The 25,196-nt window shown below is 45.3% G+C and carries 17 protein-coding genes; 7 read left to right on the top strand and 10 right to left on the bottom strand.

Annotation, left to right across the window (positions count from 1 at the left end; genetic code table 11):
* Nucleotides 1-73: 73 nt before the first annotated feature.
* Together WC647_11110 and WC647_11105 are read right to left on the bottom strand one after the other, a co-directional pair.
* On the bottom strand, nt 74-1,261 hold the full coding sequence (locus tag WC647_11110) for an LptF/LptG family permease (GenBank protein MFA6222849.1): 1,188 nt from the start codon (nt 1,259-1,261) through the stop codon (nt 74-76).
* A gap of 51 nt (nt 1,262-1,312) precedes the next feature.
* Complete coding sequence (locus tag WC647_11105) at nt 1,313-3,673, bottom strand: GAF domain-containing protein (GenBank protein ID MFA6222848.1); 2,361 nt, start codon at nt 3,671-3,673, stop codon at nt 1,313-1,315.
* Nucleotides 3,674-3,894: 221 nt separating this feature from the next.
* Here WC647_11105 and WC647_11100 point away from each other — a divergent pair, with 221 nt between their 5' ends.
* From WC647_11100 to WC647_11090, 3 genes are all read left to right on the top strand, one after another.
* Nucleotides 3,895-5,583, top strand: coding sequence for a hypothetical protein (locus tag WC647_11100; protein MFA6222847.1), 1,689 nt, complete (start codon nt 3,895-3,897; stop codon nt 5,581-5,583).
* A gap of 32 nt (nt 5,584-5,615) precedes the next feature.
* A complete protein-coding gene (locus tag WC647_11095; protein ID MFA6222846.1) occupies nt 5,616-7,325 on the top strand; it encodes a hypothetical protein in 1,710 nt (569 codons plus the stop codon).
* 98 nt (nt 7,326-7,423) lie between these two features.
* Nucleotides 7,424-8,692 (top strand): SGNH/GDSL hydrolase family protein, encoded by a 1,269-nt coding sequence (locus WC647_11090; protein ID MFA6222845.1) that lies wholly within the window; start codon nt 7,424-7,426, stop codon nt 8,690-8,692.
* Nucleotides 8,693-8,731: 39 nt separating this feature from the next.
* Here WC647_11090 and WC647_11085 read toward each other — a convergent pair whose 3' ends face one another.
* The 8 genes from WC647_11085 to WC647_11050 form a co-directional block, all read right to left on the bottom strand.
* Nucleotides 8,732-9,907, bottom strand: a complete 1,176-nt coding sequence (locus tag WC647_11085; protein ID MFA6222844.1) for a GDSL-type esterase/lipase family protein — start codon at nt 9,905-9,907, stop codon at nt 8,732-8,734.
* Nucleotides 9,908-9,935: 28 nt separating this feature from the next.
* A complete protein-coding gene (locus tag WC647_11080) occupies nt 9,936-11,276 on the bottom strand; it encodes an NAD(P)/FAD-dependent oxidoreductase (protein MFA6222843.1) in 1,341 nt (446 codons plus the stop codon).
* A gap of 155 nt (nt 11,277-11,431) precedes the next feature.
* On the bottom strand, nt 11,432-12,826 hold the full coding sequence (locus tag WC647_11075) for a radical SAM protein (protein ID MFA6222842.1): 1,395 nt from the start codon (nt 12,824-12,826) through the stop codon (nt 11,432-11,434).
* Between the two features lie 67 nt (nt 12,827-12,893).
* Nucleotides 12,894-13,937, bottom strand: coding sequence for an SGNH/GDSL hydrolase family protein (locus tag WC647_11070; GenBank protein ID MFA6222841.1), 1,044 nt, complete (start codon nt 13,935-13,937; stop codon nt 12,894-12,896).
* Nucleotides 13,938-14,056: 119 nt separating this feature from the next.
* Nucleotides 14,057-14,662 carry an imidazole glycerol phosphate synthase subunit HisH gene (gene hisH, locus WC647_11065; protein MFA6222840.1) on the bottom strand — a complete coding sequence of 202 codons (606 nt, stop codon included), beginning with the start codon at nt 14,660-14,662 and terminating at the stop codon, nt 14,057-14,059.
* 21 nt (nt 14,663-14,683) lie between these two features.
* Nucleotides 14,684-15,271: an imidazoleglycerol-phosphate dehydratase HisB gene (hisB, locus tag WC647_11060; GenBank protein ID MFA6222839.1), complete on the bottom strand. Its 588-nt coding sequence runs from the start codon at nt 15,269-15,271 to the stop codon at nt 14,684-14,686.
* 12 nt (nt 15,272-15,283) lie between these two features.
* Nucleotides 15,284-16,549, bottom strand: coding sequence for a UDP-N-acetylglucosamine 1-carboxyvinyltransferase (gene murA, locus WC647_11055; protein ID MFA6222838.1), 1,266 nt, complete (start codon nt 16,547-16,549; stop codon nt 15,284-15,286).
* A 155-nt stretch (nt 16,550-16,704) separates the two neighbouring features.
* Nucleotides 16,705-19,797 carry a DEAD/DEAH box helicase gene (locus WC647_11050; GenBank protein MFA6222837.1) on the bottom strand — a complete coding sequence of 1,031 codons (3,093 nt, stop codon included), beginning with the start codon at nt 19,795-19,797 and terminating at the stop codon, nt 16,705-16,707.
* Nucleotides 19,798-20,092: 295 nt separating this feature from the next.
* Here WC647_11050 and WC647_11045 point away from each other — a divergent pair, with 295 nt between their 5' ends.
* The 4 genes from WC647_11045 to WC647_11030 are packed head-to-tail and all read left to right on the top strand — an operon-like array spanning nt 20,093 to nt 25,118.
* Entirely contained in the window at nt 20,093-21,235 is a 1,143-nt protein-coding gene (locus tag WC647_11045) for a Coenzyme F420 hydrogenase/dehydrogenase, beta subunit C-terminal domain (GenBank protein ID MFA6222836.1), read from the top strand.
* Nucleotides 21,223-23,130 (top strand): thiamine pyrophosphate-dependent enzyme, encoded by a 1,908-nt coding sequence (locus WC647_11040; GenBank protein ID MFA6222835.1) that lies wholly within the window; start codon nt 21,223-21,225, stop codon nt 23,128-23,130. The genes WC647_11045 and WC647_11040 overlap by 13 nt, the downstream gene beginning before the upstream one ends.
* The gene (locus WC647_11035; GenBank protein MFA6222834.1) at nt 23,131-23,739 is read left to right on the top strand and encodes an indolepyruvate oxidoreductase subunit beta; all 609 of its coding nucleotides are present in this window, start codon (nt 23,131-23,133) and stop codon (nt 23,737-23,739) included.
* Nucleotides 23,740-23,747: 8 nt separating this feature from the next.
* Nucleotides 23,748-25,118: an FAD-linked oxidase C-terminal domain-containing protein gene (locus WC647_11030; GenBank protein ID MFA6222833.1), complete on the top strand. Its 1,371-nt coding sequence runs from the start codon at nt 23,748-23,750 to the stop codon at nt 25,116-25,118.
* The last annotated feature ends 78 nt before the right edge of the window (nt 25,119-25,196 follow it).

Genomic DNA, 25,196 nt, shown 5'->3' with positions numbered 1-25,196 from the left:
CGCTACATAAATTAACCAGTGGAAGGATACGGAAATGGTTTGGCTTTTTCCAGTAATAAGAGTTAATCACTGGCTACCGCCTCAAATTCGATAATACCTTTTGAGCCATTACCACTGCTGTCGGTAAGCTTTCCCGACGAACCTTGTTCATGAGATAAATTGACAGGAAGACAAATAGCATTGGTGGAAAGGGGATCGCGAGTTCAGGACAAATCAGATATGATCTTGCTGCACGTTCCGCAGCCAGGGTTAAAGCATAATAAGCGAATATGGCTACCAGTCCTAAAGAGACATTGTTAAGCTTACTTTTCCCGAAGCTTACCAATCCAATTGGAAAAGATATGAGCGCAAGCGCTATACAAGAAAACGGATATACAAATCTTTGAAGAATCAGAATTCTCGAAAAAATATCAGCTCTCTTTTGGAAGGCCTTGTTTTGAGGCGTGACGTTTTCTATCGGAGCCATGATTGTCTTAATTTTCTTCCGAATCTCCGAAATTGACATTTCCTCAAGAGACTTTTGTTCTTTCTCAAGGCTCATCCGGGTTAATGGATATTTGAAGACATAGCTTTTGAAGGCTAAGTTACCGGTCGAATCTCCTCTCGCGTCTTCCTTTAGGATGACACCGTCTCTCAAATCCATAATGAATGATTTGCCTTCAGGGTCATTAGTCATCTTACCTTTGGTGGCGAGTATTGTGGTCACATCATTCGGTTTTGTCGACTCCCTTATAAATATACCTTTCATCAACCCGTTGGATGAATCTATCTGGTCCACATAAAGAATCATGTCTTTCAGCGCATCAAAAAAAACTCGTTCTTCTATACCAACATCTATTCTCTTTGTTAGCGCTTCTCTCATCAAACGTTTGCCCTCAGAGATACCCTTTGGTATTAAAATGAGCGTGCAAATCAAGCTTAGGATAAACCCCAGGAAACCCAGCGTCACAACAGGAGGAAGGAGTCGCATGACCGATATGCCACTGGATTTAATCGCAGAAATCTCATTGTCTGAAGCCATCCTCCCCAAACCGAGCAACACTCCTACTGATATCGAAAGAGGGGCAACGGTTACCAGAGTGCTGGGAAATGCGTTCACAAGGGCCTGAAACAATATGAAGGTTAACTCAAGACCCGATTCCATCCCTTTTTGCAGAATTGGAAGGAAACCGGCTACCATTCCGGTAACTAGAAAGATTGCGAAGCAAAACAAGAAGGAGACACTTACTTCGCGAAACACGTATCTGTCTAGAATTCTCAAGCCCTGAGCTTACCTGATCCAAGGGGTCCGTAGAAATGTTGAATGATAAGGCTAAATAGTCACTTCATGCCCCAGCGTTGAAGCTACTCTTTCGGCAATCTTCGATGACTGCACGTTCACGCCGACTCTCATGGCTCTAAGTCCCTGGACGCCGGGGAGATCATTCAGTTCGACATATTCCAGGTCATCCAAAAGGAAATCGTTATCCTGCAGATAAGAAATGTGTCTCCTCATCTCCATGGCCTCTTCGGGCCTAGAATAAACTATAGCGATTCTATCGGGCTGAGTAAGGCGGTCATTGTTTATTTTGACGGTCGCTTTGTCTATTCTGGATCGAATAATCTCATGGCCAATGTTATATGCTCCGTCAACATCGAACCTTTTCTCATCAAAACGAAATCTTATTGAAATTGGGGTATAGGTTACGAGTATCAGATGAGTAACATCGAGTGGAACCTTCAGTTCAGACCGAACGTCAGTAGTGATCCAGGCCATCCCACAACACACTATCAACTGCCACAAACGAAGATTTTTGACATAAACATCACTGAACTTCATTTTCTCGATCATTGACTCCCCAAGATAAACTACATAATCAACACCATCGGTCTGATGTTTGTCAAAAAAATGGGGGAAAATAGATTGAGCCAAGTTCTGTTCACCATGGAGGTATAATGCTAGCCTCCTGTTCAACAAAGCGACACTTTCCTGAAACTCCCGACGTTCCTGGAAAATGGTTGCCGTAACGGGATCCAGTCGACTCTGGTACTTGTCAATCAGATTGGCCAAATCCGAACCTAATGTTCTTAAAAACGGAAAAAGAGGTTCTATTTCAATCTGCACAAGGTTCACGATCGGTTGTTCATCGGCCGTCGTAACTCCTTGGGATATTATTTTCAATCTCCCTAGAATTTGGTGACTCACTTCTTCCAGGATTGGGAATGATTTTTTTGAAAGCGCCGTCGAAATTATTTCCAAGGCTAACCGAAGTTGTTCACTCAGGTCTGCCTGAATGCTTCGATTCCTGATTTCGGACGACCCTTTGATATCCGCAGCGGCGTACAAAACATGAACATTCTCGAACACTACTGGAGTGAAATCTCCAACAGAGCCATCTTCAAAGCTTTCCAGACTTTGGATTGCGGCTTTCCGGAACCGCCATTCCACTGACGGATGAATGGCTGTGCATTTTTCCTTGATGGTTTTCTCTATGGTCGAATTAAATTCATCCAAAGATCTCTTAAGAGCCACAGAAAAAATAGGTAAAATTTCCTTTACCAAAAGTGATTGGGAAATTCCAAATTCAGCAGGGTGAGGAGATGTAAGGTTAAGAACACCTATATTCCGGCCGCAGTATGTGAGCGGAGCGGCCAACCAGGACCGGGTGTCGCCGGCGACAAATTTGGATTCCGATATTTGTTCTGACGCGGCAGTTTCAAGATCCGAAATTGTGACTATCTTGCCTTCCTGGATTACTTCATCCAATTTTGAGCCAGAGAAATCTTTCAGGGATAAACGCTTTGACAAGGAAAAAAAGTGGCTCTCCTCTCCCGAAACTCTGTCTTTGAGGATTATCGCCTCATCGCCGTCAAAAGCCATGAGGTCCGCCCTAAGGTCAGGCACCCCCAAAAGTGTCCGCAAACGATTTTCCAAACGGGCTAGACCTGAACCGCAGGCTATAGAGCCGCTGTCAATGAGATCGCTTTCCAGTGCCGATATGACCGAGCTAGTAGTAATCTCGAGAGCGTATACAACAACAAATCCGTGAAATTCGAAATTCTCAATCTGGATAATACGTCCCAGAGATTCAAGATCCAAAATGTTCTCCCTGATTTTGGATCTCTCGTCCTCTGTCAAATCTCGAACGGGAGTTGGACTGTGCGGCTCAACAAATTTTGTCTGCGTGATAATTTTGTAATACCTGTCCAAACCTGTATCCGGATCGGGGACTATTCTGATCAAAGGTAAATCAAGATCAGAATCAATATCGTAAAATTTTTTCAAAACCATCAGGTAGGCTTTCAAAATCCTGTCCCTGTTGTAAGCCTCTTCATCAGGAAACGGTCTGCCCTTTATCGACCCATCATTGTTAAGAAACTTTTTCTTCAGTAAAGGCGAAACGAAAAAAGGCCTTAACTGGAATGGTATAAACGCGCCAGCGACTTGCGCCTCCCAGAATGCTCTAGGGAACACGGCGGACATAAGTGTCTTGATTACGGGTTGATGGCGTTCGAGGGCTGAGAAATCCGTGATCGGCTCCAGCAGTTCTTGAGCCTCCTCCAGCCTTGAATTGAGTTCGTCCTGAGAAAGCCCCCATGACGCGTCCGAAGACGTGATCGTCCTGTTCCAGAAATCGATCAGAGGCTTAAGACTCAAGACAGTTTTGAATGGAAATTGTTGTTGTTCTTTCATCCTCGCCCTCCTCCGGATTTCCTTTTTCTTAGGGGTCTCATGTTTATTCTTAGTGGTTCGCATTTATGCACAAGCTCAATGGGTGGTCAAGAAAACGTTTTTTTATGGTAGGTTAGTAGTAGCAAACTTGGAGAAAATTATCGACCCTACTGTTAAATAGCGTCGGAACGAATAATGCTAATACCTCCAAATTTCCATCGAGTTGCCTAAAGGAGCCCTTTTTGCCTGCTGTAGTGAAGTGTGGGAACTCTATTGATGATCACATCAGAGAAACTCAGGTTCGTATATTTTTTTGGGTGGCCGCGCTCATGCTTGCTGCAATCAATGCTTATACCAGTCGTTTTTTTATAAACAATGACGCAATAGCCTATATCGAAATCGGTGAGGCGATTAGACAATTTGACTGGTATGATGCGGCGAATTTTACTTTCAGTCCTTTGTACGGTTTGCTGTTCGTTCTTTTCCAAAGTTTACTCCAACTCAATCCATTCAACGAGATTCTTTGGGCCAAGCTATTAAATTATTTAATATTTATTGCAACTATTGGAGCGCTCGAGATATTCCTGCGGTTTTTGAAACATGAGCATACGGCCGTTGTAAATTCCGGGGATAGACCACTTGACTGGATCTGGGTTCAAACCGTTTTGTATTCGATTTTTCTGGTCACTTCACTGGTATCCGTCAGATTGAGGCTGATAAATCCGGATATGTTGGTATTCTGCCTTATACTTCTGATCCTATCTATTATCCTGTGGATACGGGAGAATCCAACGCCCCATTCCAGGTTCATTTTTCTGGGAATCTTGCTGGGCTTGGGTTATATGGCCAAAGCCTTCATGTTTCTTCTCGCGCCTCTTTTCTTGCTTATGACAGGGTTTTGCGTTGGTTCATTACGTAAAGCCATCACGCGGATCGCAGTCGCCATGTTGTTTTATCTTATAATAACCGGCCCTTTATTGACCGGATTGTATTTAAAAAAAGGAGGTTTTTCATACGGAGAGGGTGGACGCCATGTGTACACCAAATTGATTGGCGGACAAGGCGCTCCTGTCCATCAGGGGAAAATTCTCCAGAATGAACCCAAGGTCGTAATCTATGATTATGGTACCATCTGCACAAGACCCTTTACGTTTGATGTCACTTACTGGACTATAGGAATAGTTCCAAAATATAATTATTATGAGCATTTCAAATTATTTTTACAGAATCTGTTGGAAATCCCTGCTCAATCACACTGGGTGCTGGCGATTCTGATTTGGGCCCTATTTCAAATATATTTGGGATCATTTGTAATTGGCCGAACCTGTCCTGTGAGTCTGCAAATTTTGTTTCTGTTGACATCGTTATCGGGGATGTTCTTGTTCGCTCTGATCTCCATGGAACCCCGATATATAGGCCCGTCCCTGTTCGTCGGATCGGCCGGCTTGATCTCCGGTATGCGCCAGGGAAAACATAAAAAGGTTTTCTGGAAACTTGGGACAAGTGAACTGGGGATTCTCGCCCTAGTATTATTCCTGTTCGGAGCTGTTTTGGAATACACGCTTGACGAAGCCAAAAGGGGGCTGTCGTTTCATGATGGGAAATCGTCCTACCAAAAGGCATATTCGGATGAGATGACGGTGAGTAAGTTCCTGGCGGAGCGCGGAGTAGTTCCAGGAAATCATGTTGCGGTTGTCGGCAGCCCACCAATACAATGGGCCAGAATGGCACGGGTCAGAGTTATGGGCGAAATTGAGGATGCTGAAAAGTTTCTCGATTCTTCAAAAGCAGATCGTTCAATGTATTTGACTCTATTGAAAAAAGAAGGAATCGGCGCAGTAATAGCCCAAGGAAAAGAATGGCAAAAACTCGCTGTTGAAGGATGGTTGCATGTGCCGGGAACCGAAACATATTGGGCAATGCTTTTTTAGGCTTATCCATGGTCAAAAGGAAAGACTCCACAATGAGTTGGGCTGACGCCGTATCGCGATTTAACAACATAGTTGCGGACCCCAGGCTATGGAACGCAAGGGTGCGCATAGGGTTTTGGGTATTTGGCCTGTTGGCCGGCGGGATTTTGGCCTATACCACAAGACATTATGTAAACGGCGACGCGATTGCGTACATGGACATGGCTGAGGCCTTTCGTAAAGGATTGTGGAAGGAATCTGTTCTTCTGGGATATTCCCCGGGTTATTCAATTCTGTTGGCCATCTTTGAGTCTTTAGTTCCTTCAACAGTCCTGAACGAATTATTTGTAGTAAAGTTTCTAAATTTCGTCCTTTTTGTAACAGCGATGGCGGCCTGCAATTTGTTTATTAATCGATTGAAAGACGAAATTGACGTCGGGAGAGGGAGAACTGTTTTGCCGCCCCATGTTATGAAGGCGGTTTGTTTTTCGCTTTTTCTCGTTGCGTCCTTGATATGGGTAAGGATTCAGATTGTAGCTCCCGACATCCTGATATTCACCTTTGTGTTATTGTCCCTCGTGGCCGTCCTGAATATCAAGCGATCACCCGATGCGTTTTTCAATTTCGCATGTTTGGGTTTATCAGCAGGCCTTGGTTACATTTGCAAGACGTTCTTTTTCCCGTTTTCAGCGATTTTCTTCGCTCTCGCCAGCCTATATTGCAGTTCTTTGAGAAAGGCGATTCCGAGAATATTGCTCTCGGTAGGTGTGATGCTAATAGTGAGTTCACCCGTGGTGATCTCCCAGTCATTAAAAGCCGGCCATCTCTCAATTGGTGAGGTTGGAAGCTACAATTACACCTACTATGTAGCTGGGGAAGGAAGCCCTGTTCATTTGCCAAGACTGGTACATAGTGACCCTGACGTCTTGGTCTATGACGAGGGAACACTGTCAACATTTCCACATGGTGATCCTGCGTACTGGGCCTTGGGCATAAAGCCGGTTCTAAAACTGAAGACGCAATTCAAAGCCATCGTGAGAAATTTTTTTGACCTTGTGGCCCAGATCTGGGGGCCTACGCTGGTCATGCTGATATGGTTTTTCGCTCAGTTCAGAAACGCTCAATTTTCTATTCCAAGAATTCGCCCTCCTTCTGTTTTACTGACGCTCATTCTTCTTTGCCTTGCGGGTACGGGAATATATTGCCTGGTTTCAATGGAAATACGTTACGTAGCCGCATTTCTATTTCTGGGTTTTACAGCTCTCGTCTTCGCTCCAGAATACAAATTCTCAGACTTCGGCAAATGTAACGCTGTCATGTTTGAAGCGGTTTTGGTGGTCGCTTTTATGGTGGGAATGATAATTGGCTTCGTCTTGGATCAAAGTCACAGAGCATTGAATGACTCTGGCGCCAAGATTTCTCATCGTGGGACTTTTATGGAAATGTCAGCTTTGAAAGACTATTTGAACTCTAATGGATTGGGTAAACATGATCGAATTGCGATATTTTATCCTGTCAACTGCAAACTTTATTGGGCAAGAATGGCTGGAGTAAGGGTGGTTGGCGAAATCATGGATGTCCAGGGTTTCCTGGAAAACACAGCTCAGAAAAGGGAGGATGCGCTGAATTCCTTGAAGAAAATTGGCCTCAAAGCTGTGGTGGTAAAGCAACCCGAATTTATTGGGCTCCTTGATGAAGGTTGGAACAAAGTACCTGGAACCCGGCAGTATTTTGTGCATTTATTAACGGAACCAGCCCTGTGACCTCCGGAAATTCCGGTATCATTAGGGTCTCACCGCAAAGAGTAATTCTATGTGGGCAAATAGGACTTGATAATCAAGAAAGTCTTTAGGAGAAAGGCTTGGACAGCAAACCAAATCCCACAAAAACTATAATATACTGGATAATAGCCTTCGTGCCCCTACTTGTGGTTTTAGAAGTTTCTTCATATGTCTTGCTCAAAAAAACCATACCCAGCAGGATAACTGGAAGACTCGGGGAAAGGAGCGTGGAGTTTCAGTTGAATCAAAGGAAGCTAAATCCTGAAACCCAACCACAAATCGTTTCCACCGCCAATGTCCTCAAAGATAGAAACAAATTTTCAGTCGCTGGTTCCAGGATGTTTCACTCATCCCTGGGATGGGACTATCCTCCTGATATAATCTACCAGGATATCGATAACATAACCTACCATCATGGATCCTTGGGGGAGAGGCTTACTTGCACTTCGTATCAAAATACTCTCATGGCGACTTATGGAGATTCATTCACCTATTGCGCCAATGCCAGAGACGATTGTACCTGGCAGACGTTCCTGGCAAAAAGACTGAATCAGAATGTTCTCAATTTCGGAGTCGGTGGATACGGAACTGACCAGGCGGTCCTGAAACATGAACTTCAAAATCAGATTCATACAAAAATAGTCATGTTATGTATTTTACCGGAAAATATAAATCGTGTCGTCAATATATATCGACCCTTTTATACCTACAATGATCCTTTGAAACTTACCAAGCCAATCTTCGTTAAGAAAGATGGTAAATTAATTCTTGTGCCTAATCCGATACAATCTATTGACGATATTCATAAACTTGATGATCCCAAATTCATGAAGGAACTGGCCAAGTATGATTATTGGTATCAATTGGATCAAAAGCTCCCCGATTTCTCGTTTCCCTGGATGGTCTCTCTATTCCATTGGAGGGATGCGGTTCTTAACCAGATTAGCGTATCATTGCCCAGCGCATCGCACGCCTTTTTAAAACCGCGCTATCCGTGGAATCTTTTCGATGAAGATTATCCCTTTTCGGTCATGCGGCATCTTGTCGACCGGTTCGTGACAAATGCATTGGCCAGGGGATCGTTTCCAATAATTGTGATAATGCCTCATAAAGATTACATACAGGAATCAATGGACTACAGAATAAATAGGGTATCAAGACTTGTAGATTATTTGACTGTCCAGAAATATTCGTTTGTTGACGCAGTTCAAATTATAGCCAATATGAAACCGTCAAAATCTAAGCTTGAAAAAATGTATCAAGGACACGCTACAGCAGAAGGTAACCAAGTTTTGGCTGATATTCTGTTTAGTCGTCTTAGAAAACTTGCGCCTTCATTAGTAAATTAAGGTGGATAAATTTTAGTAAAACAATTCTATTCGACCACATTACGGATTCTGTTCAACTTCTTTTATAATTTTCTGCTCTTCTAGCTTGTCAGCAATTCTCTGAGCTATTATTCGACACAAATATGGAGTGTAATGAATCGCATCGACGTAGAGAGATTTATTTAAACCTACTTGAATATCTGCAAGGTTTAGAAAATTATCGCCAAATTGGTCGCTGGCAACAACTTTAGCCATTTCTTGGTATCCGATGCTAAGGGTTGGCACATAGCCAACGTAATCAAATGTTGCGAACATATTATATTCATGATCGCATTTGTAAACCGGTACAGGTTGCCAGACAAAAAGTGGTTTGATTTTGAAATGACTTGAAATTGACTCGATTATCTCCATGTTAATTTTGTACCGACGTATAAGATTATTCATGCTCCGCTTGGAATCAGTGGTCTGACTACTCTCTCGGTCTTTTTGGAAATTAGTTATCAGCTTTACTATAGGCATCTGCAGAATACATTTCTTGATTGGTGATTTTTCTCCCTCATCCATAAATTTGGTCAATTCTTTAGTGTGAGCCGGGTTATCATCTTCGTGAGCCAAATCATTTAATCCATCTATGAACACAGCAATGTCTGGCACTATCTCTTCCAGAATGAATTTTTCTAGAAGTATTCTTTCCTGCACTGAGATGTAACCGCCTCGACCGAAGTTGTAGACTCTAATTCTTCCTTTACATTTTGAATTTAACAATTCCTGTAGATATGACGGGATGCTGTCTCCGTCCGGTACACCGTAAGCGAATGTTGTGGAACCGCCAAAAACAAAAATATTTATAAAGTGAGGATCGGGCGGCCACGGTCCCTGGTCCTTGATCGGTCTGAACCCCCTAGTGTCGACATTGACAGACTTTCCAACAAATGGTCTTTCCTTGAACTGAGTGTACGGTTCAAACCTCTGCGAAAGATGCCGCGTATCATCTAAAAGCCCTTCAATGTCTTTCTTCGCCAAATTCGGAAAGATTTCTTTGAGTGGGTCTTCATACTTTTTAAAACTGTATCGTTTTTTTTCATCGTCATTCTTTTTTCGCAAATAATTTTGGAAATCAATGACCCCAGAAGCGGATAAATTGATAACTATTAATACAACAATAGTGTTGAGGACGATCAAGGCTAATACGCTGTAATAATTAGCAATTATTTTGCCAAAGCTTTCAGACTTCATCCTTGGCGCCTTTCATTCTGATGAAATTTCATATATGTGTCGACAAGCTTTTATTGCAATGCAGATCCATTGTCAAAAGTTTGGCTACACTTGATCCGAGTTTAACCGATGCGCTCAGAGTTCTGTCTTCCGGATAATATTGGGACGAATCCGTAATGTATAGACCGTGTACAGAAGTTCGCATAGCCGGCATAATTTCCGAAAAACCCACCCGGCAAACCGCCTGAGCGTTAGCGTCTCTAAAAACATAACGTCTGACAATCCAGTCCTCACTGAATTGGGGATTTATGATTTTCAGAGCATCAATGTACTCGTTAAAGAAGGACTCGTCAGTCCAGCCCCATCGAGGGTTTTGCGAACTCATGTAATAGGGGACATAGATCAGGCTTCTACCTTTCAAATCTGATCTGGGGTTCAAATTAGTGGTTTCAACGATACCATTAAAAGACATTCTGGGATCATTCACATTAAGCCAGAAATTTTTTGAATAAGGTCTATCCAGTACAAAAAGAACGCAAACAACATTTAGATAATTGATCGACGCCAGTCTGGCGCCGTAATCACCTAAAGAATCTACCAGCTTAATGAAAGTCGGTATGGCGCAGGTAGATATAACTGAATCGGCGCTGATGCTTCTTCCGCTCTCAAGAATGACCCCTTCCGTTTTCCTGTTTTTGATAGAAATTTTAGATACTTTTCCGTTGAGGATTAAATGAAAATTTTCTGATCCTGAAAGTCTATCGATCATCCGCTGCATCAAAGTGTGACATCCTTGGTCAAGATATCCATAACTGTTCAGGCTCTGTGGTTTGGTTCTAGACCTGGCGACGCGGTGAATTCTGTGCCATATCCAGGCCGCTGAAATTTGCTCATGGTACTCTCCGAATTTTATCCTCAGCAGGGGATCCCAAATTGCAAAATATGCCGATGCCCCTACCCGTTTTATTAGCCAGGGCTTGGCTGATAACTTGTCGAGTCCGGACCAGCTTTTTCGAAACTGAGACGCTGCCACGTGCATTCCAAATCTCAACCGTTGTAAAAAGGGCACAGGGGCAAAGTTCAGCAAATCAAACGGAGTGTTGAATGGATAAATCTTTCCATTGATGAATGAAGCAGTGCCAGCCTCTTTCCAGGTCAGTTTCTCGTTCAAACCCAGTTCATTGATAAATTTTATTAGATCATGGTCTTCCCGACAGATGAAGTGATAGTATCGTTCAATCGGGACACCGTCTAATATAATCGAGCCGGCCAGTCCTCCCACAGTTGAAGACGCTTCAACCACAGTTACATTGTATCCTTGCGTAACGAGGCGCACAGCAGCCGTCAGCCCCGTGATCCCGGCCCCAATTATGAGAATCTTTTTAGCCACTGTGTAATCCACTTTTTTGATAAGTCTGACGTTATCAAGGCTTCTGTCCGTAAGATATCAGAAACGAGCCAAACCTATCAGCAAGGCCGAGACTATCCAGACTCGAGTCGAAAAAATCCTTTTCAGCTTTTTTGTTTTGCATCAAAAGATCTCCGTCACGTAAACAGGTAATCTCTCGCCCTAACGAGTATTGACTTAAAGTGGTAGTAGCTCCTAATTTCACGGAGCATTTTGCAGAGTATCTTTGGTCGGAGATGAAACTCAAGGAACGCCCTTCGCTGAAAGGATTTAAGTTCATCCTTCGTAATTCCTTTGGGAGAATACGGCGTACTCGAATATGCCAGGTCTTCCCAATTCGTAGATTCAATTTCACCGGAATCCAAAAGTCCCTGTGTGGCCGATGTGCCCGGCAAGGGGAGGAAGTTACTGAAATGCGCTCTTTTTAAAGGAAGACTCTTGGCAAATTGAAGCGTCTTCTCCATGTCTTCTTTGGTTTCACCAGGGAAACCAATCAGAAAGAAACCACTTGGTTCAATTCCCACTCTATCGATAAGATTGACTTTTTCTCTGATTAACTCGAGTGTCAGCTTCTTGTTCATTGCGTCAAGTATTCTTTGGGACCCTGATTCAATCCCCACTGTAAAAGCGTAGGCTCCTGTCTTCTTCATCCAGACGAGCGATTCTTCATCGAGGGTATTTAGGCGCAGTCCATTTGGGAATGTATAGCAAACATCCCAGTTCTTAGCGCTCAATGTCTTACAGAATTCAATCACTCTTTTTTTCGAAGCGTTAAACATATCATCTATAAAATGAAATTCTCGAACCCCGTATTGTTCATAAAGAAGCTCCATCTCAGCAAACACGCTCTCAAGACTCCGGAACCGAAGTTTGTTTCCCATATTCACAGGTGACCCGCAGAAAGCGCAGGTGTATGGACATCCGCGCGATGAGGCTATGGGCGCTATGGGAAATTTTTTGTAAAAGGCGCCTTGAGGAGCGTCCGGATATGATTCCGGAGGCATCAGGTCCCAGGCCGGGAAACCAAGGGAGTCAAGGTCTTCTACAAAAACCCTTTCAGTGGCTCTTAATTCAGACCCGTCACGATAAATCAGTCCCGGGATCTGTTCGAATGGAATATCCTCAGACTTGAGGATACGACGAGCAAAAAAAGGAAGCCCGATTTCGGCTTCTCCCTGGAAGCCATAATCCGCGTCTGGAAAATCTCTCAGGCTTTCTACGCCTCTAGCTGAAACATGAGGTCCGCCAATAATAACCAGGCTATGAGGTAGGACTTCTTTAACGATTCGAGAACATGTTTTGACTGAAGAGAAGTCGGACGAGAATACCTGAAAACCTACAATTTGAGGGGCAAGAATTTTTATTCGCTCGGTGAATGTTCTAAAATCCAATGTCTCTTTGATCGAATCCAGGATTGCCACATTATCAAATCCACTCTTGCGCAATGCCGTGGCTAGATAACCAAGCCCTACCGGTGGAACTACGTAATGTGATTTTCCGATCGGGACTACTAACAGCAAATTAAGTTGCAATTAAATATCCTCAACTTCTCTGCCAACCAAGCGTCCGGAGAGACATTCATGAACACCAGATATTTTTCTACTGAATTATTTTTTTCTCAGACAGGTCGACTGCGATCCGTTTCGCTATCAAATTACTCATTCTGGCGCTATAGTGAATTGCGTCCACATATAGAGGCTCTCTTAGATTCTCTTGCATATCACCCAGCCACAAAAAATTGCTCCCAAATGCGCCAGATTGATATTCCTTGGCCGCCGCTTTATATCCGGGTCCGACGTATGGCAGAAAATCATCATAATCGAACTTTTGAAATATGGTGTAACTCTGATCATAATTGTACATAGGTGTTGGCTGCCACACGAACAAAGTTTTGATTTCAAACTCGTTACAAACTGCTTCTGTGATTTTCTTGTTTGTCTTGTACCTTGATATTACATCTGAAATTGTCAGCGCAGAATCCGCAGCTTGTTTCTCCGATTTGGGTCCACCGGACCCTAAAAAGAATTTTGTTGCGGGTAATGCCTCAATCAATTTTTGATAGCCTTGTTTTTCACCCTCATTCATGAACTTCGTCAGGTTCTCGGTAAACGCAGGCACTCCCTTATAATGAGCGAAATCATTCAACCCGTCTATGAAGATCACCAGGTTTGGTATATTGCCACTAATTATAAGCTGTTCAAGCAGTATCCTTTCCTGTATAGACATGTAGCTGCACCTGCCGAAGTTGTACACAGCCAACGGCTTGTTGCTGATTTCTCTCAGGCCTTGCTTCAAATACCCCGCTATTGTCTCATTATCAGGGACTGCCGCGCCAAACGCCGTGGAACCACCAAAGACAAAAATATTGAAAGAATCGCGATCTATAGGCCACTTTTCTTCACCACCTATAGATCTAAACCCACGAGGGTCTGCGTTCATGAACTTCCCTTTGAAGGGCCGCTCCTTGAACTGGACATAAGGTTCATAACCCTGAGTAATTGAAAGATTCTCTCTGATGACCTCGGAGATTTCAGGTTGGCTCATTCCTGGATATACTTTTCTGAGTTCAGGGTTGTCAGGTTTGAAACTGTATGAAGCTGCCGGGTTACGGTTCTTCTTTCGAAGATATTCCCGGAGGTCCATCAGTCCGGAAAATCCCAAGTTAATTAATAAAAACAGTATAAATACATTGAAGAATATAATAGAAATAGCTAAATAAATCTTCTTGGCCATCTTCCCAGACATTTCTATTTATTGATTATTTAAAGATTAGAAAAGTTTCTTAGAATCCGTAAGCCATTTTCCTGGCTTTTTTCGGGGTGGAACTGGAGCGCGAAGATATTGTCACGAGCTATGGAACTTGTAAAAGTCACACCATAGTCCGTCTCCGTCGCGATGTCCTCAGCCAGCGCAGGCTCTACAAAATATGAATGAACAAAGTAAAAGAATGAACCATCGTCAATGCCATGAAAGATAGGAACATCCTTTTTAAACGTTACCTGGTTCCATCCCATGTGGGGGATCTTTAACCCCATTTCTCGACTAAAAGCTTTTACTCTTCCGGGTATAACCTTTAACCCATCGTGCAATCCAAATTCCTCCGACTCTTCAAACAATAGTTGGAGCCCCAAACATATTCCTAGAAATGGTTTTCCGGATTTCAGAAAGTCCAGGATAGAATCTACCAATCCAAAAGCGACAAGGTTTTTCATACATTCGGGAAAAGCTCCTACACCCGGCAAAACCAGCTTGTCAGCAATTTCGATATCCTGGATTTTTCTTGATACCAGAGCTTGGGCTCCGACCCTTTCAAAACCTTTCTGAACGCTTCGGAGGTTACCCATTCCATAATCAACTATTACAATCATGCGAGCCTCTTACAAAATCATTCAATCGATCGAGCCTTTTGTTGAAGGCACATCCTGAACTCGCGGGTCTTTTGATACAGCTTCACGTAGCGCCCGCGCTAATCCCTTGAATAGAGCCTCGGCTGCATGATGGGGGTTTGAACCGGTCATTACAGTGGCGTGGGCTGTAATCCCTCCACGGTCTGTAAGAGCCTGAAAAAAAACCCTTAAAAGGTCAAGCGGGAAATCTCCGGCTATCCTGTCTTCGAGGGGATTGACAAGTGTCAGGTGGGGACGTCCGGAAATATCCAGGGATACGTTGACCAACGTCTCGTCCATTGGTAATGATATGAAGCCGTATCTCTTTATGCCACTCTTGTCTCCGAGAGCATCCTTAAATGCGACTCCCAAACATAGGCCCACATCCTCAACGGTGTGATGAAAGTCCACATGCAAATCCCCTGTCGCTTCGAGTTCAAGATTGAAAAGACCGTGCGCTGTGAATAAAGTCAACATATGATCGAAAAACCCTATGCCGGTTTCTATGGCGCTTTTTCCCGTGCCGTCAATGTTCAGTTTGATCAGGATGTTGGTTTCGGAGGTCTTTCTTGCAATCTCGGAAATTCTCATTTGGGGGGCCTTTCAAACCATGTCGTCTTTGACTCGGTTAATGTCTGCGCCTAGGGAGGCCAACTTTTCTTCTATTTTGTCGTAGCCTCGATCAAGATGATAGACTCTATGAACTTCGGTGACACCTTCCGCAGCGAGTCCGGCGATTATTAAAGAAGCGCTCGCCCTTAAGTCAGTTGCCTGAACATGAGCCCCAGACAATTTACCTACCCCTCTAACCTGAGCCGAACGACCCGAGACCCTGATGTTAGCTCCCATGCGAACAAGCTCCTGCACATGCATGAAACGGTTCTCAAAGACTTGTTCGGAAATTGAACAAGTCGAATCACCCATGGACATCAAGGCCATGTACTGAGCCTGGAAATCAGTGGCGAATCCGGGGTAAGGATTAGTTTCCACATCCCTGCTCCTAATCCCACCATTCGAGCAAACTCTCACGTATTCGGGCGCAATCTCAATCTTCAATCCGGCTTCATCAAGTTTTTCAAGCAATGACGTAAGATGATCATGTTTGCAGCCTTGGACCGTAACATCACCCTTGGTTATTGCGCCGGCTATCAGAAAGGTTCCGGCCTCGATACGATCCGGCATTATTTCATGGACTATTCCGTTGAGTCTGTCTACACCATCAATGACTATCACGTCCGTGCCGGCGCCCTGTATTTTTGCCCCCATGCGGCTCAGCGCATGCGCCAGTTCCGTAATTTCCGGCTCGATAGCGCAATTCCTCAAGATGGTAGTCCCTTTTGCGAGCGTCGCGGCCATAATGAGGTTTTCAGTCCCTGTAACCGTATTCAGATCAAACGTGAAATCAGCCCCTTTCAGGCCCTGAGATCTTGCGCGGATGTATCCGCTCTCAAGCTCAATGGAAGCGCCCATGGCTTCCAGTCCTTTGAGATGCTGGTCTATGGGACGGGCTCCTATTGCGCAACCACCAGGTAAACTCACGTCAGCCCGGCCTTCCCTCGCCATGAGCGGACCGAGAACAAGGACTGACGCCCTCATGGTCTTTACTAGCTCATAAGGGGCTGTATGCTCCGTGATTTCACGGGCTTTGATCCTGAGAGCGCCTGAAGTGAAATCGTCCAGTTGGACTCCCAATTGAAGGAGAAGCTGTTTGGTCGTTCTAATATCCCTGAGAGCCGGCACACGATGATACGTCATCTCATCAGTAGTGAGAATGGCCGCCGCCATCAAGGGAAGCGCAGCGTTCTTGGCTCCGCTCACCTCAACTGTTCCTCGAAGCGCACAGCCTCCTTTGATAACCATTTTTTCCATTTGACAAGTCCTTCGGCTAACTTTGAGCTACGGGGCTACTGGCGCCAGTATAGATGTCTATATGAATACATTTACCAGATTCGCTATCTCTTACACGTCGCTGTATAACATTTTCAGACGATAGCCGCAATACGGGTCAAGTGTGTGTGATTGGGCTAGAAAGAAATGAGTTCAATGAGATCTTCGCGGGAAAAATGTTTAAGGATGGATTTGTCGTCCTGTCTTACGACAGTCTCCATGAGACGCTTTTTGCGAGAAATAATCTGATCAATTTTTTCTTCCAGCGTGTTTCTCGTCAAGAGCTTGAACACTTGAACCCCGCGGGTTTGTCCGATCCGGTGAACGCGATCCGTCGCCTGTTCTTCTCGAGCGGCGTTCCACCACCTGTCATAATGTATGACCACTGATGCTCCAGTCAGATCAATTCCCAAACCTGAAGCGCGTAGAGAACCGGAGAATACCATGCAGTTGGGATCTGTGTTGAATCTTTTGACGGCTTCCGCTCTATGGCGAGTGTGGCCCTTTATAGTCGCAAACTCCACGCTTATGTCCCTCAGGTAAACTTCGATTAGCTCCAGCATTCTTACATATTGACTGAAAACAACTACCTTCTGTCCCGACCCCAGGCTTTCTTCCATCAACTCTACAAAAAGGTCCCATTTACCCGAAGGATATTTCGTGTAATCCTTTCCCTGCTTTTCCAAGAGTATAGGGTGGTCGCAAATCTGCTTTAGGTAGTTCAAAACCGCAAAGATATGCATATATGGGACTTTTTGATCGGGGTCCTTCAACTGCTGGACTAGATTCCGCCCCTGATTCTCTACAACGTCCTTATAAAATCGAGTTTGAATCTCACTGAGTTCGCAGCTTCTGATATCTTCAATTTTAGGCGGCAACTCCTTGAGAACCTGATCTTTTTTTCGCCTCAGGGTAAACGGCCTAATCAGTTTGGCCAGTTTATCTTTGGCCTCCCTGTTCGAGTATTCCTCTATGGGAACGCGGAAATGGGTTTCAAAAGAAGAATCCGAGAGAAGGTAACCAGGCAGGGTAATGTCAAAAAGGGACTTCAACTCAGTGACACTGTTTTCGATCGGTGTTCCAGTCAGCCCGATAATACATACGGCTTCTAACGATTTTATTGCGGCGTAAGTCTTGGTAGATTTGTTTTTTACAGATTGAATCTCGTCAAGAACCAGGAGTTCAAACCGGTACCGGGAAAGCATCTCCCTGTCCCTCAGGGCAATGCCGTAAGAGGTTATAATAAGGTTGTGGTCGTTGAAAGCGTCCTCAAAGAGACGATCCGTACCATGATATATGTATGGCTTAAGGAAAGGAGTAAATTCCATTACCTTGTCAAACCAGTGGTTGAGTACGGTCGTGGGACAAACTACGAGGAACCTGGTATCGTCCTTAGAAGCGGAAAGTTTGGCCAGGATTCCCGTCATTAGCCCCATGACTTGGTGAGTCTTTCCTAGACCCATGTCGTCGCATAACAGCCCGGAAAATCGATTTTGATACAAAAACCACAGCCATCCATATCCGTTCTTCTGATACGACCTTAATTTTCCTTTCATGGACGAGATTGACGGGGCTCTGGACGGGGGCTTGAGAGCTTCCAGGTTTTCAACCAATTCCCGGATTCTCTGAGAAGAGTATTTTTTCTCAATGCGGTCGTTTAAGGCAAGAAATCTCAGGTATTCCGAACGGGACAAATTTACCCTTCCGGCTTTGATTTCTCGTTTGTCCAGTCCGTCAAGCCACGCGAACTCCGGTCGCGCAATGTCAACCCATTTGCTTCCCCGGACTATGAAGCGTCGATTCAGCGCTTTGGCCTCAAGTATTTCTTCCATGGAAATTGAGAAGTTTTCATACTTGTAATCGATCTCGATTGTAACATTTTCGGGTGATAGGGACTCGTGATTTACCGCCATGGCCTCGTACGACGCAAGCGTTTCCCGATTGAGCACGCTTTCATCCACAATTATTGCGGGTTCTGATCTCAGAATTTCGCCGTATGCTTGCAGGAAATCCGTTATACGATCTGATGGGATGGTGATTTTCTTTTGGGGAGAAAAATATTCATGAGGAAGTCCGGTGGGGGCAGCGGAGATTCTGTAAAACCCAAGCTCCGGAAATAGATAAAAGGTCCCAAAGAGTTGACGCTCAAGCTCCGTTCTGTCCAGAAATGGTTGTTCCGTTGACGAATCTTCGTCCGGGTTCTCAACCACGGGAATGACCATTAGCTCGGACGAGTCAGCAACTTCAATCCTGTAACCGGTCTTCAAAGGCTCAGAATTTATATAGAGGTCATTGCCAATTACGCCCTTCTTTTCTGCCTTTCCAATAACTTCCCCAATCAGTGACCTTGGAGGAACGAACCTCATTACGGGCGTGTCTTCTTCATCCACCCCCTCAACAATTAACTCCTCCTTGAACTCGAGAAATCTGAAATTAAAATGTCCACCGTCTCGCCCCGAAACCAGAAAACCGACTTTGGCTATCGTATGCCACATGCTGTCTTCAAGATGCTGCCGGACTGACTTCAATCCCTTTCGATTTATCTCCAGTTCATCATCCGAATATCTCCATGGTCGTCTCCTCAATGAAGGAACATTCGGATCTTTGAGTTTTCTGCCATACATACGACGGAAAACAGCGCCGTCTATATCACGTCTTATAATGTCATAGAATTCATGCAAAAACTCTTCAACGAGGCGTTCACCAGGCATAAACGACAGGATCTCCCGTTGATTCCTGTCACAGAAATTTATACGCAGTCCCTCGCCTCCATGGTTCACCTGGGCTTTGAAACCCAGTGTTGAATCCCCAAAATTCTTGAAACCCAACCAGCTAATTTCGTTCCAAAAACTGTCCTGAAAATCGTCGCCTAGTGAACGAAGCTTTCCTGTCTGCTGGTCTGGCCTTAAAACATAACGAACCAACGAGACAATGTGTTGACAGTAGGTCCTGGTAGAGGAGCGAAAACAGCCGCAAGAAGCTTTGGACAAGACTTTTGTCTCAGGATCAAGCATAATGTGAACATTAAATAACTTGCCGTATTGATCAGATACTACGGCGAAATAGGCCTCTCTTCCAAAATTTATGTGTGTAATTCGCGAAGAATGCGCCAGCTTGAGCCCTGTATCAAGAACTTCAGAATTAAATTGGGTAGTTATCTCTGAGGGGAGTTCGCTTCGTCGATTTGACTCAGAAGCCTTCTTTTGGAAATCAATTACTTTTCCGAACACTTAAATCTCCGGCGCTCAGATAATCAACCTAAGGTTGACGGGCCGTGGATATCACAATGAATTAGGCTTGTCAACAAAAAAAATTATTTTTTGTATACTGAATAAAGCCAATTTAATGAACATATAATGATTAATTATTAATTATTCAGTTTAATATAGTGAATCCATATTTTTTAACTCGCGAAATTATATATTAAATTGTAGGATTACCTTTTCCCGGATCTTACAGTAGGACTTTCGTTGATTTACTGAATTCATCGTCTTGGGGATTATGGTTGACTGAGGACCCGGGCCTATGTATGCTCGTGTACCGACGATTAATCCACTTTTCATAACCATATTTTCGTTTGAGATAGAAGGAGCCGGAGTGTCCCCAGTAAGCGCTCTTGAACAATTGTACAAAGAGGTAATTCTGCCACGTTTGTGCGCTGCTTGCGGCGCCTGCGTAGGTAACTGTCCATACCTCGTGAAATATAAGGGCCGCACGGTGAAGTTGGATTCATGCTCCAGGGCGGACGGCAGGTGCTATGCCTATTGCCCGGGCGCAAACTTCGATCCGGAATCCATCTCCCAGGCAATTTTTTCTCAACCCTACGATACGTCGGGACTTGGCTCATTTACTGAAGTAAGAGCTTCGAGGTCCACTTCGAACGAAATATTGAGTATGGCCCAAGGAGGCGGAACAGTAACGTCGTTGATGAGCATGGCGCTTGAAACCGGCATTCTGGACGCCGCTATTGTTACTTCGGCTAAAGGTTCCGAAGGGTTTCCCTGTGGTGTGATCGCAACGACCGCACGAGCCGTTCAAGAGTCCGCTGGGTCAAAATTTGTAGGCGCTCATACACTCGACGCGTTGAACCTGGCAATCGAGCGTGGTTTTACCAGAATCGGAATTGTAGGGCTTCCGTGCCAAATCCGGTCCCTGCGCAAGATGCAAGTGTACGACATCAAAGACCAACATCTAAAGGAACGAGTCCGCCTTGTGGTGGGGCTTTTTTGTAATTGGAGTTTCTCTGCCGATGAATTCCAGTCTTTTATCAGTAAAAAAGTCGGCGACAAGAAAATTAGAAAGTACGACGTGCCGCCTCCACCTTCGAACAAGCTCATCGTTGAAACTGATGATGGCGCCGAAAGCATAGCTCTGGAGGAACTGAAGCCTTTGATTCAAGGGGCTTGTCGGGAGTGTTCCGATATGACTTCCGAATTTGCTGACATTTCAGTAGGCATGTATGAAGGCCGACCTGGCTGGAATACGTTGATGATCAGGAGCAAAACGGGGCTTGATTTGATTGAAACTGCGACACATGTAGGTGTGATCGAAACCGAGCAGTTCCCAGAAGAGAATCTCAATCATTTAAGGCAAGCTTCTCTGAACAAAAAAGAACGTGTGTCTCTTACGAAAATAGAGACGGGGAGTTCTCAAGCATGTCACGATTGATTCTAGATGAGCCCGGCAAAGAGATTCTATTTATGGGTAATGAAGCTATTGCACGGGGAGCGCTGGAAGCTGGGGTGCGTGTGGCGGCCGCTTACCCGGGCAATCCTTCGTCTGAAATAATAGGTAACCTTGCCCAGGTTGCCGAGAAAATGGGGATCTATGTTGAGTGGTCCGTGAATGAGAAAGTCGCTGCAGAGGTTGCAGCGGCTGCGGCTGTATCAAACATGAACGCCCTGGTCGCGATGAAACAGAACGGTCTCAATGTGGCATGCGATTTCTTGCTCAATTTAAACCTTACGGGAATTCGCGGCGGTTTGGTTGTGATCGTGGCGGATGATCCGTCCGGAATTTCCAGTTCTAACGAACAGGATTCCCGATCATTTGCCAAGCTGGCGGACATACCCCTTTTGGAACCAAGCGGATTTCAAGAGGCCAAAGAGATGGTGCGCCACGCCTTTGAACTTTCCAGAATGACCGGCAATTTTGTGATGATTCGCAGCGTCACGAGGATATCTCACGCCCGCGGAAATGTGATTCTCGGGAAGCTCCCTACAGATTTTCCTTCTCCACATTTCGATACGTCCAGACCTTTGTGCCCTTTACCAACATCCGTTACTCATCCCGCCCTCCACAAAAGACTTCAAACGGCGGAAGAAATCCTGGGAGATTCGGAATTCAACGAGTATTGGGGATCCGAAATACCAGAAACCCTCATTATAACTTGCGGATCAGGCTGGTTTTTTTCCAAAGAGGCGGTTGACATTTTGGGGCTCCGTCCTCGGGTAGGGGTCCTCAAGGTTGGTACCACATGGCCCTTGCCGAGAGCTTTTCTCATCAATCATTTGCAGAAGACCAAAAAGGTAATTTTGTTTGAAGAAGTCGACCCTGTGTTGGAGAATAATGTCACCGAGCTTTATGCCCAGCACAATCTTGATCTTCCGCGAATAGAGTTCGTGGGCAAGAACTCCGGAGTCGTACCCAGCACAGGAGAGTTATCCCCCGACCTGGTATTGGGGGTTCTTGGGAAAGTAACGGGGGTTGTCCCAAAGATTGACGAAAATTACGCAAACCTGGCGAAAGACGCAATAGAAAATTACGCTCCCCAACGAGCCATGGCATTCTGCGCAGGCTGTCCTCACAGAGCCTCTCTGTGGGCCATCAAGCAGGCTCTGGCTCTCGATGGTAGGGACGGCGTTCTCTTTGGAGACATCGGTTGCTATGCTTTAGGGATATTTCCCACCGGATTCTCCCAACTGAAGACCGTCCACGCTATGGGTTCAGGGGCTGGAATGGCCTGCGGTTTCGGCTCATTGCGCCAGTTTGGAATTAATCAGCCAAGTCTTGCCGTCTGTGGAGATTCCACTTTTTTCCATGCCGTCATTCCGGTCCTTGTAAATGCCGTGCATCAGAATTCCAAATTCCTGCTAGTCGTACTGGACAACAACGCAACTGCCATGACCGGTTTTCAGCCTCATCCGGGAAGCCCGATAGACGCTATGGGAAATGCAACTAATCCTATTGTAATAGAAGATCTTTGCGTATCTCTTGGGCTCGAAACCCGGGTAATGGACCCGTTCGACCTGAAGGGAACAATTTCAACCGTCTGTGAAATGATAAAGGACCAAACAAAACCAAAGGCTCTAGTCTTGAGACGTGAATGCGCTCTTGTAAGTGGCAGAAAAGGGACTCTGAAATACCAGGTTCGAATTGATCCTCAAAAGTGTATAGGAGAGGAATGCGGATGCGACAGGCTTTGTACGCGAGTTTTCAAGTGTCCCGGACTTATATGGGACCGTTCCGCGAAAAAGGCCCGTATTGACGACGTGATATGTACAGGTTGCGGGGTTTGCGCTGACATTTGTCCCTCTCATGCCATAGTGAAGGAGGGCGTCTAAATGGAAAAAGATCCTTACAATGTTGTGGTTGCCGGCGTAGGGGGGCAAGGCAACGTGCTTGGCACCCAGTTGTTGGGAGCAGTACTGGTGGATCAGGGATACAAGGTTACTATTGGTGAAACTTACGGCGCTTCTCAACGAGGGGGATCGGTCATGAGCCACATGAGGGTTTCTATGACAGACCAATACGGCCCATTGATTCCGCCGCGATGCGCCGACCTTGTCATAGCTCTCGAGCCAACCGAAGCGGTGCGAGTCCTGGCCCAGTTTGGTAGCAAGAACACTATAGCAGTTGTCAACACCAGACCAATTTTCCCGGTTGACGTCACATGCGGAAATTTGCCATACCCTGAAAAGGAAGCCCTTAAAGCAAAAATAAGAGCCCTATCTAAAAACGCTTTTTTTTTGGAAGCCACGGAGAAAGCCATTGAATTGGGTAATCCAGTCCTCGCCAACATTATCATGATCGGAGCTGTCTCTGGAGCAGGTATTGTTTCAATTACCGAAAAGGAATTGGAGAAAGCTGTCAGAGAAAATATCTCAGAGGACCGGGTCGACATTAATCTCAAGGCTTTCATCATAGGCAAAGAAATGACCAACTGTGAATGAGTCAACCAATGCTGGATGAAATCAAAAAGGAACTTGTACAGATAGTTGGTCCTGACAGAGCCACCGACCTGCCTGAGCATCTCGTCACTTATTCATATGACGCCTATACCGAAGAACAACGTCCGGACATTGTCCTCTTCCCGATAACCACACAAGAAGTTTCGGCTATCATGAAAGTCGCTCATCGGGAGGCTATATCAGTCACCCCTCGTGGAGCGGGAACAAATCTGGCTGGTGAAAGCGTACCAATCCGTGGAGGAATTGTCGTATGTCTCACAAAGATGGACAGAATACTTTCAATTGACGCCGAGAGTCTCACCGCTACTGTCGAGCCGGGTGTAATTAATCTCGATCTTCAGCGTGAAGCTGAAAAACGGGGAATGATGTATCCCCCAGATCCCGCTTCGTGGGCCGTGGCAACTATGGGAGGCACTGTCGCTACAAACGCCGGCGGACCCAGAACATTGAAATATGGTGTCACCAAGGACTATTTGCTTGGACTCACGGTGGCGCTTGCTGACGGCAGCATACTTAGAACCGGCGGGCGTACACTCAAGAATGTGACAGGCTACAATCTTACAACTCTGATTTGTGGTTCTGAAGGCACCCTTGGCATTATTACAGAAATTGTGGTGAGGCTGATTCCCAAATCACCGGCAAGCCGCACAATGCGAGCCGATTTCAAACGTCTTGAAGATTGCTCTGACGCTGTTGCGGCAATCATGGCCGGCGGGTCTGTTCCTGCAGCATTGGAACTGATGGACCGATTCGTGGTGAAGGCTGTAGAAAAGTCCTTCAACCTAGGACTTCCTACGGATGTCGAGGGAATACTGCTTATCCAGTTAGACGGAGCGCCTGAAACTCTGGACAGGGAAGTGAGACAGGTTGAAAACGCCCTAATTGACAAGAACGCAAAGAATATAATTATCGCCAAAGATTCAGCCGAAACGGAGAGATTGTGGTTGGCTCGCCGAGCCGCCGGACCGGCTGTAATGCGGATGAGGCCTAACATTATAACCGAGGACGTGACAGTGCCTGTTTCCCAGCTCACGGCAATGATCAGGAAAGTGACGGAGATTGGGGAACGTCACGGGATTCAAGTCGGCATTTTGGCTCATGCGGGTGATGGAAATCTTCATCCATGCATTGTTTTCGATAAACGGGACGAAGACGAGTATAAGCGGGTTCAGACGGTCTGCGAAGAACTGATTCCTGAAGCCCTTGCCCTGGGCGGAACGCTGTCGGGCGAGCACGGCATAGGAATCGCCAAGGCGCCCTTTTTGCGCTTGGAGATGGATCCAGTCGCTCTTCAGATTACACAGGGCATAAAGAACTGCTTTGATCCTAAGGGTATACTGAATCCAGGCAAGTTTGTTTGAATTCGGAGCATAAATCGAACATTGCCATGTCGGACTAAATTATGATCAAGAGGCCAACATTCATTTTGCTCTCACAAA

It is taken from the genome of Desulfomonilaceae bacterium, assembly GCA_041662605.1.
Taxonomy (GTDB): Bacteria; Desulfobacterota; Desulfomonilia; order Desulfomonilales; family Desulfomonilaceae; genus CAJBEZ01.
The sequence above is the reverse complement of the archived record's forward strand: the minus strand, read 5'-3'. Positions and strand labels throughout refer to the sequence as shown.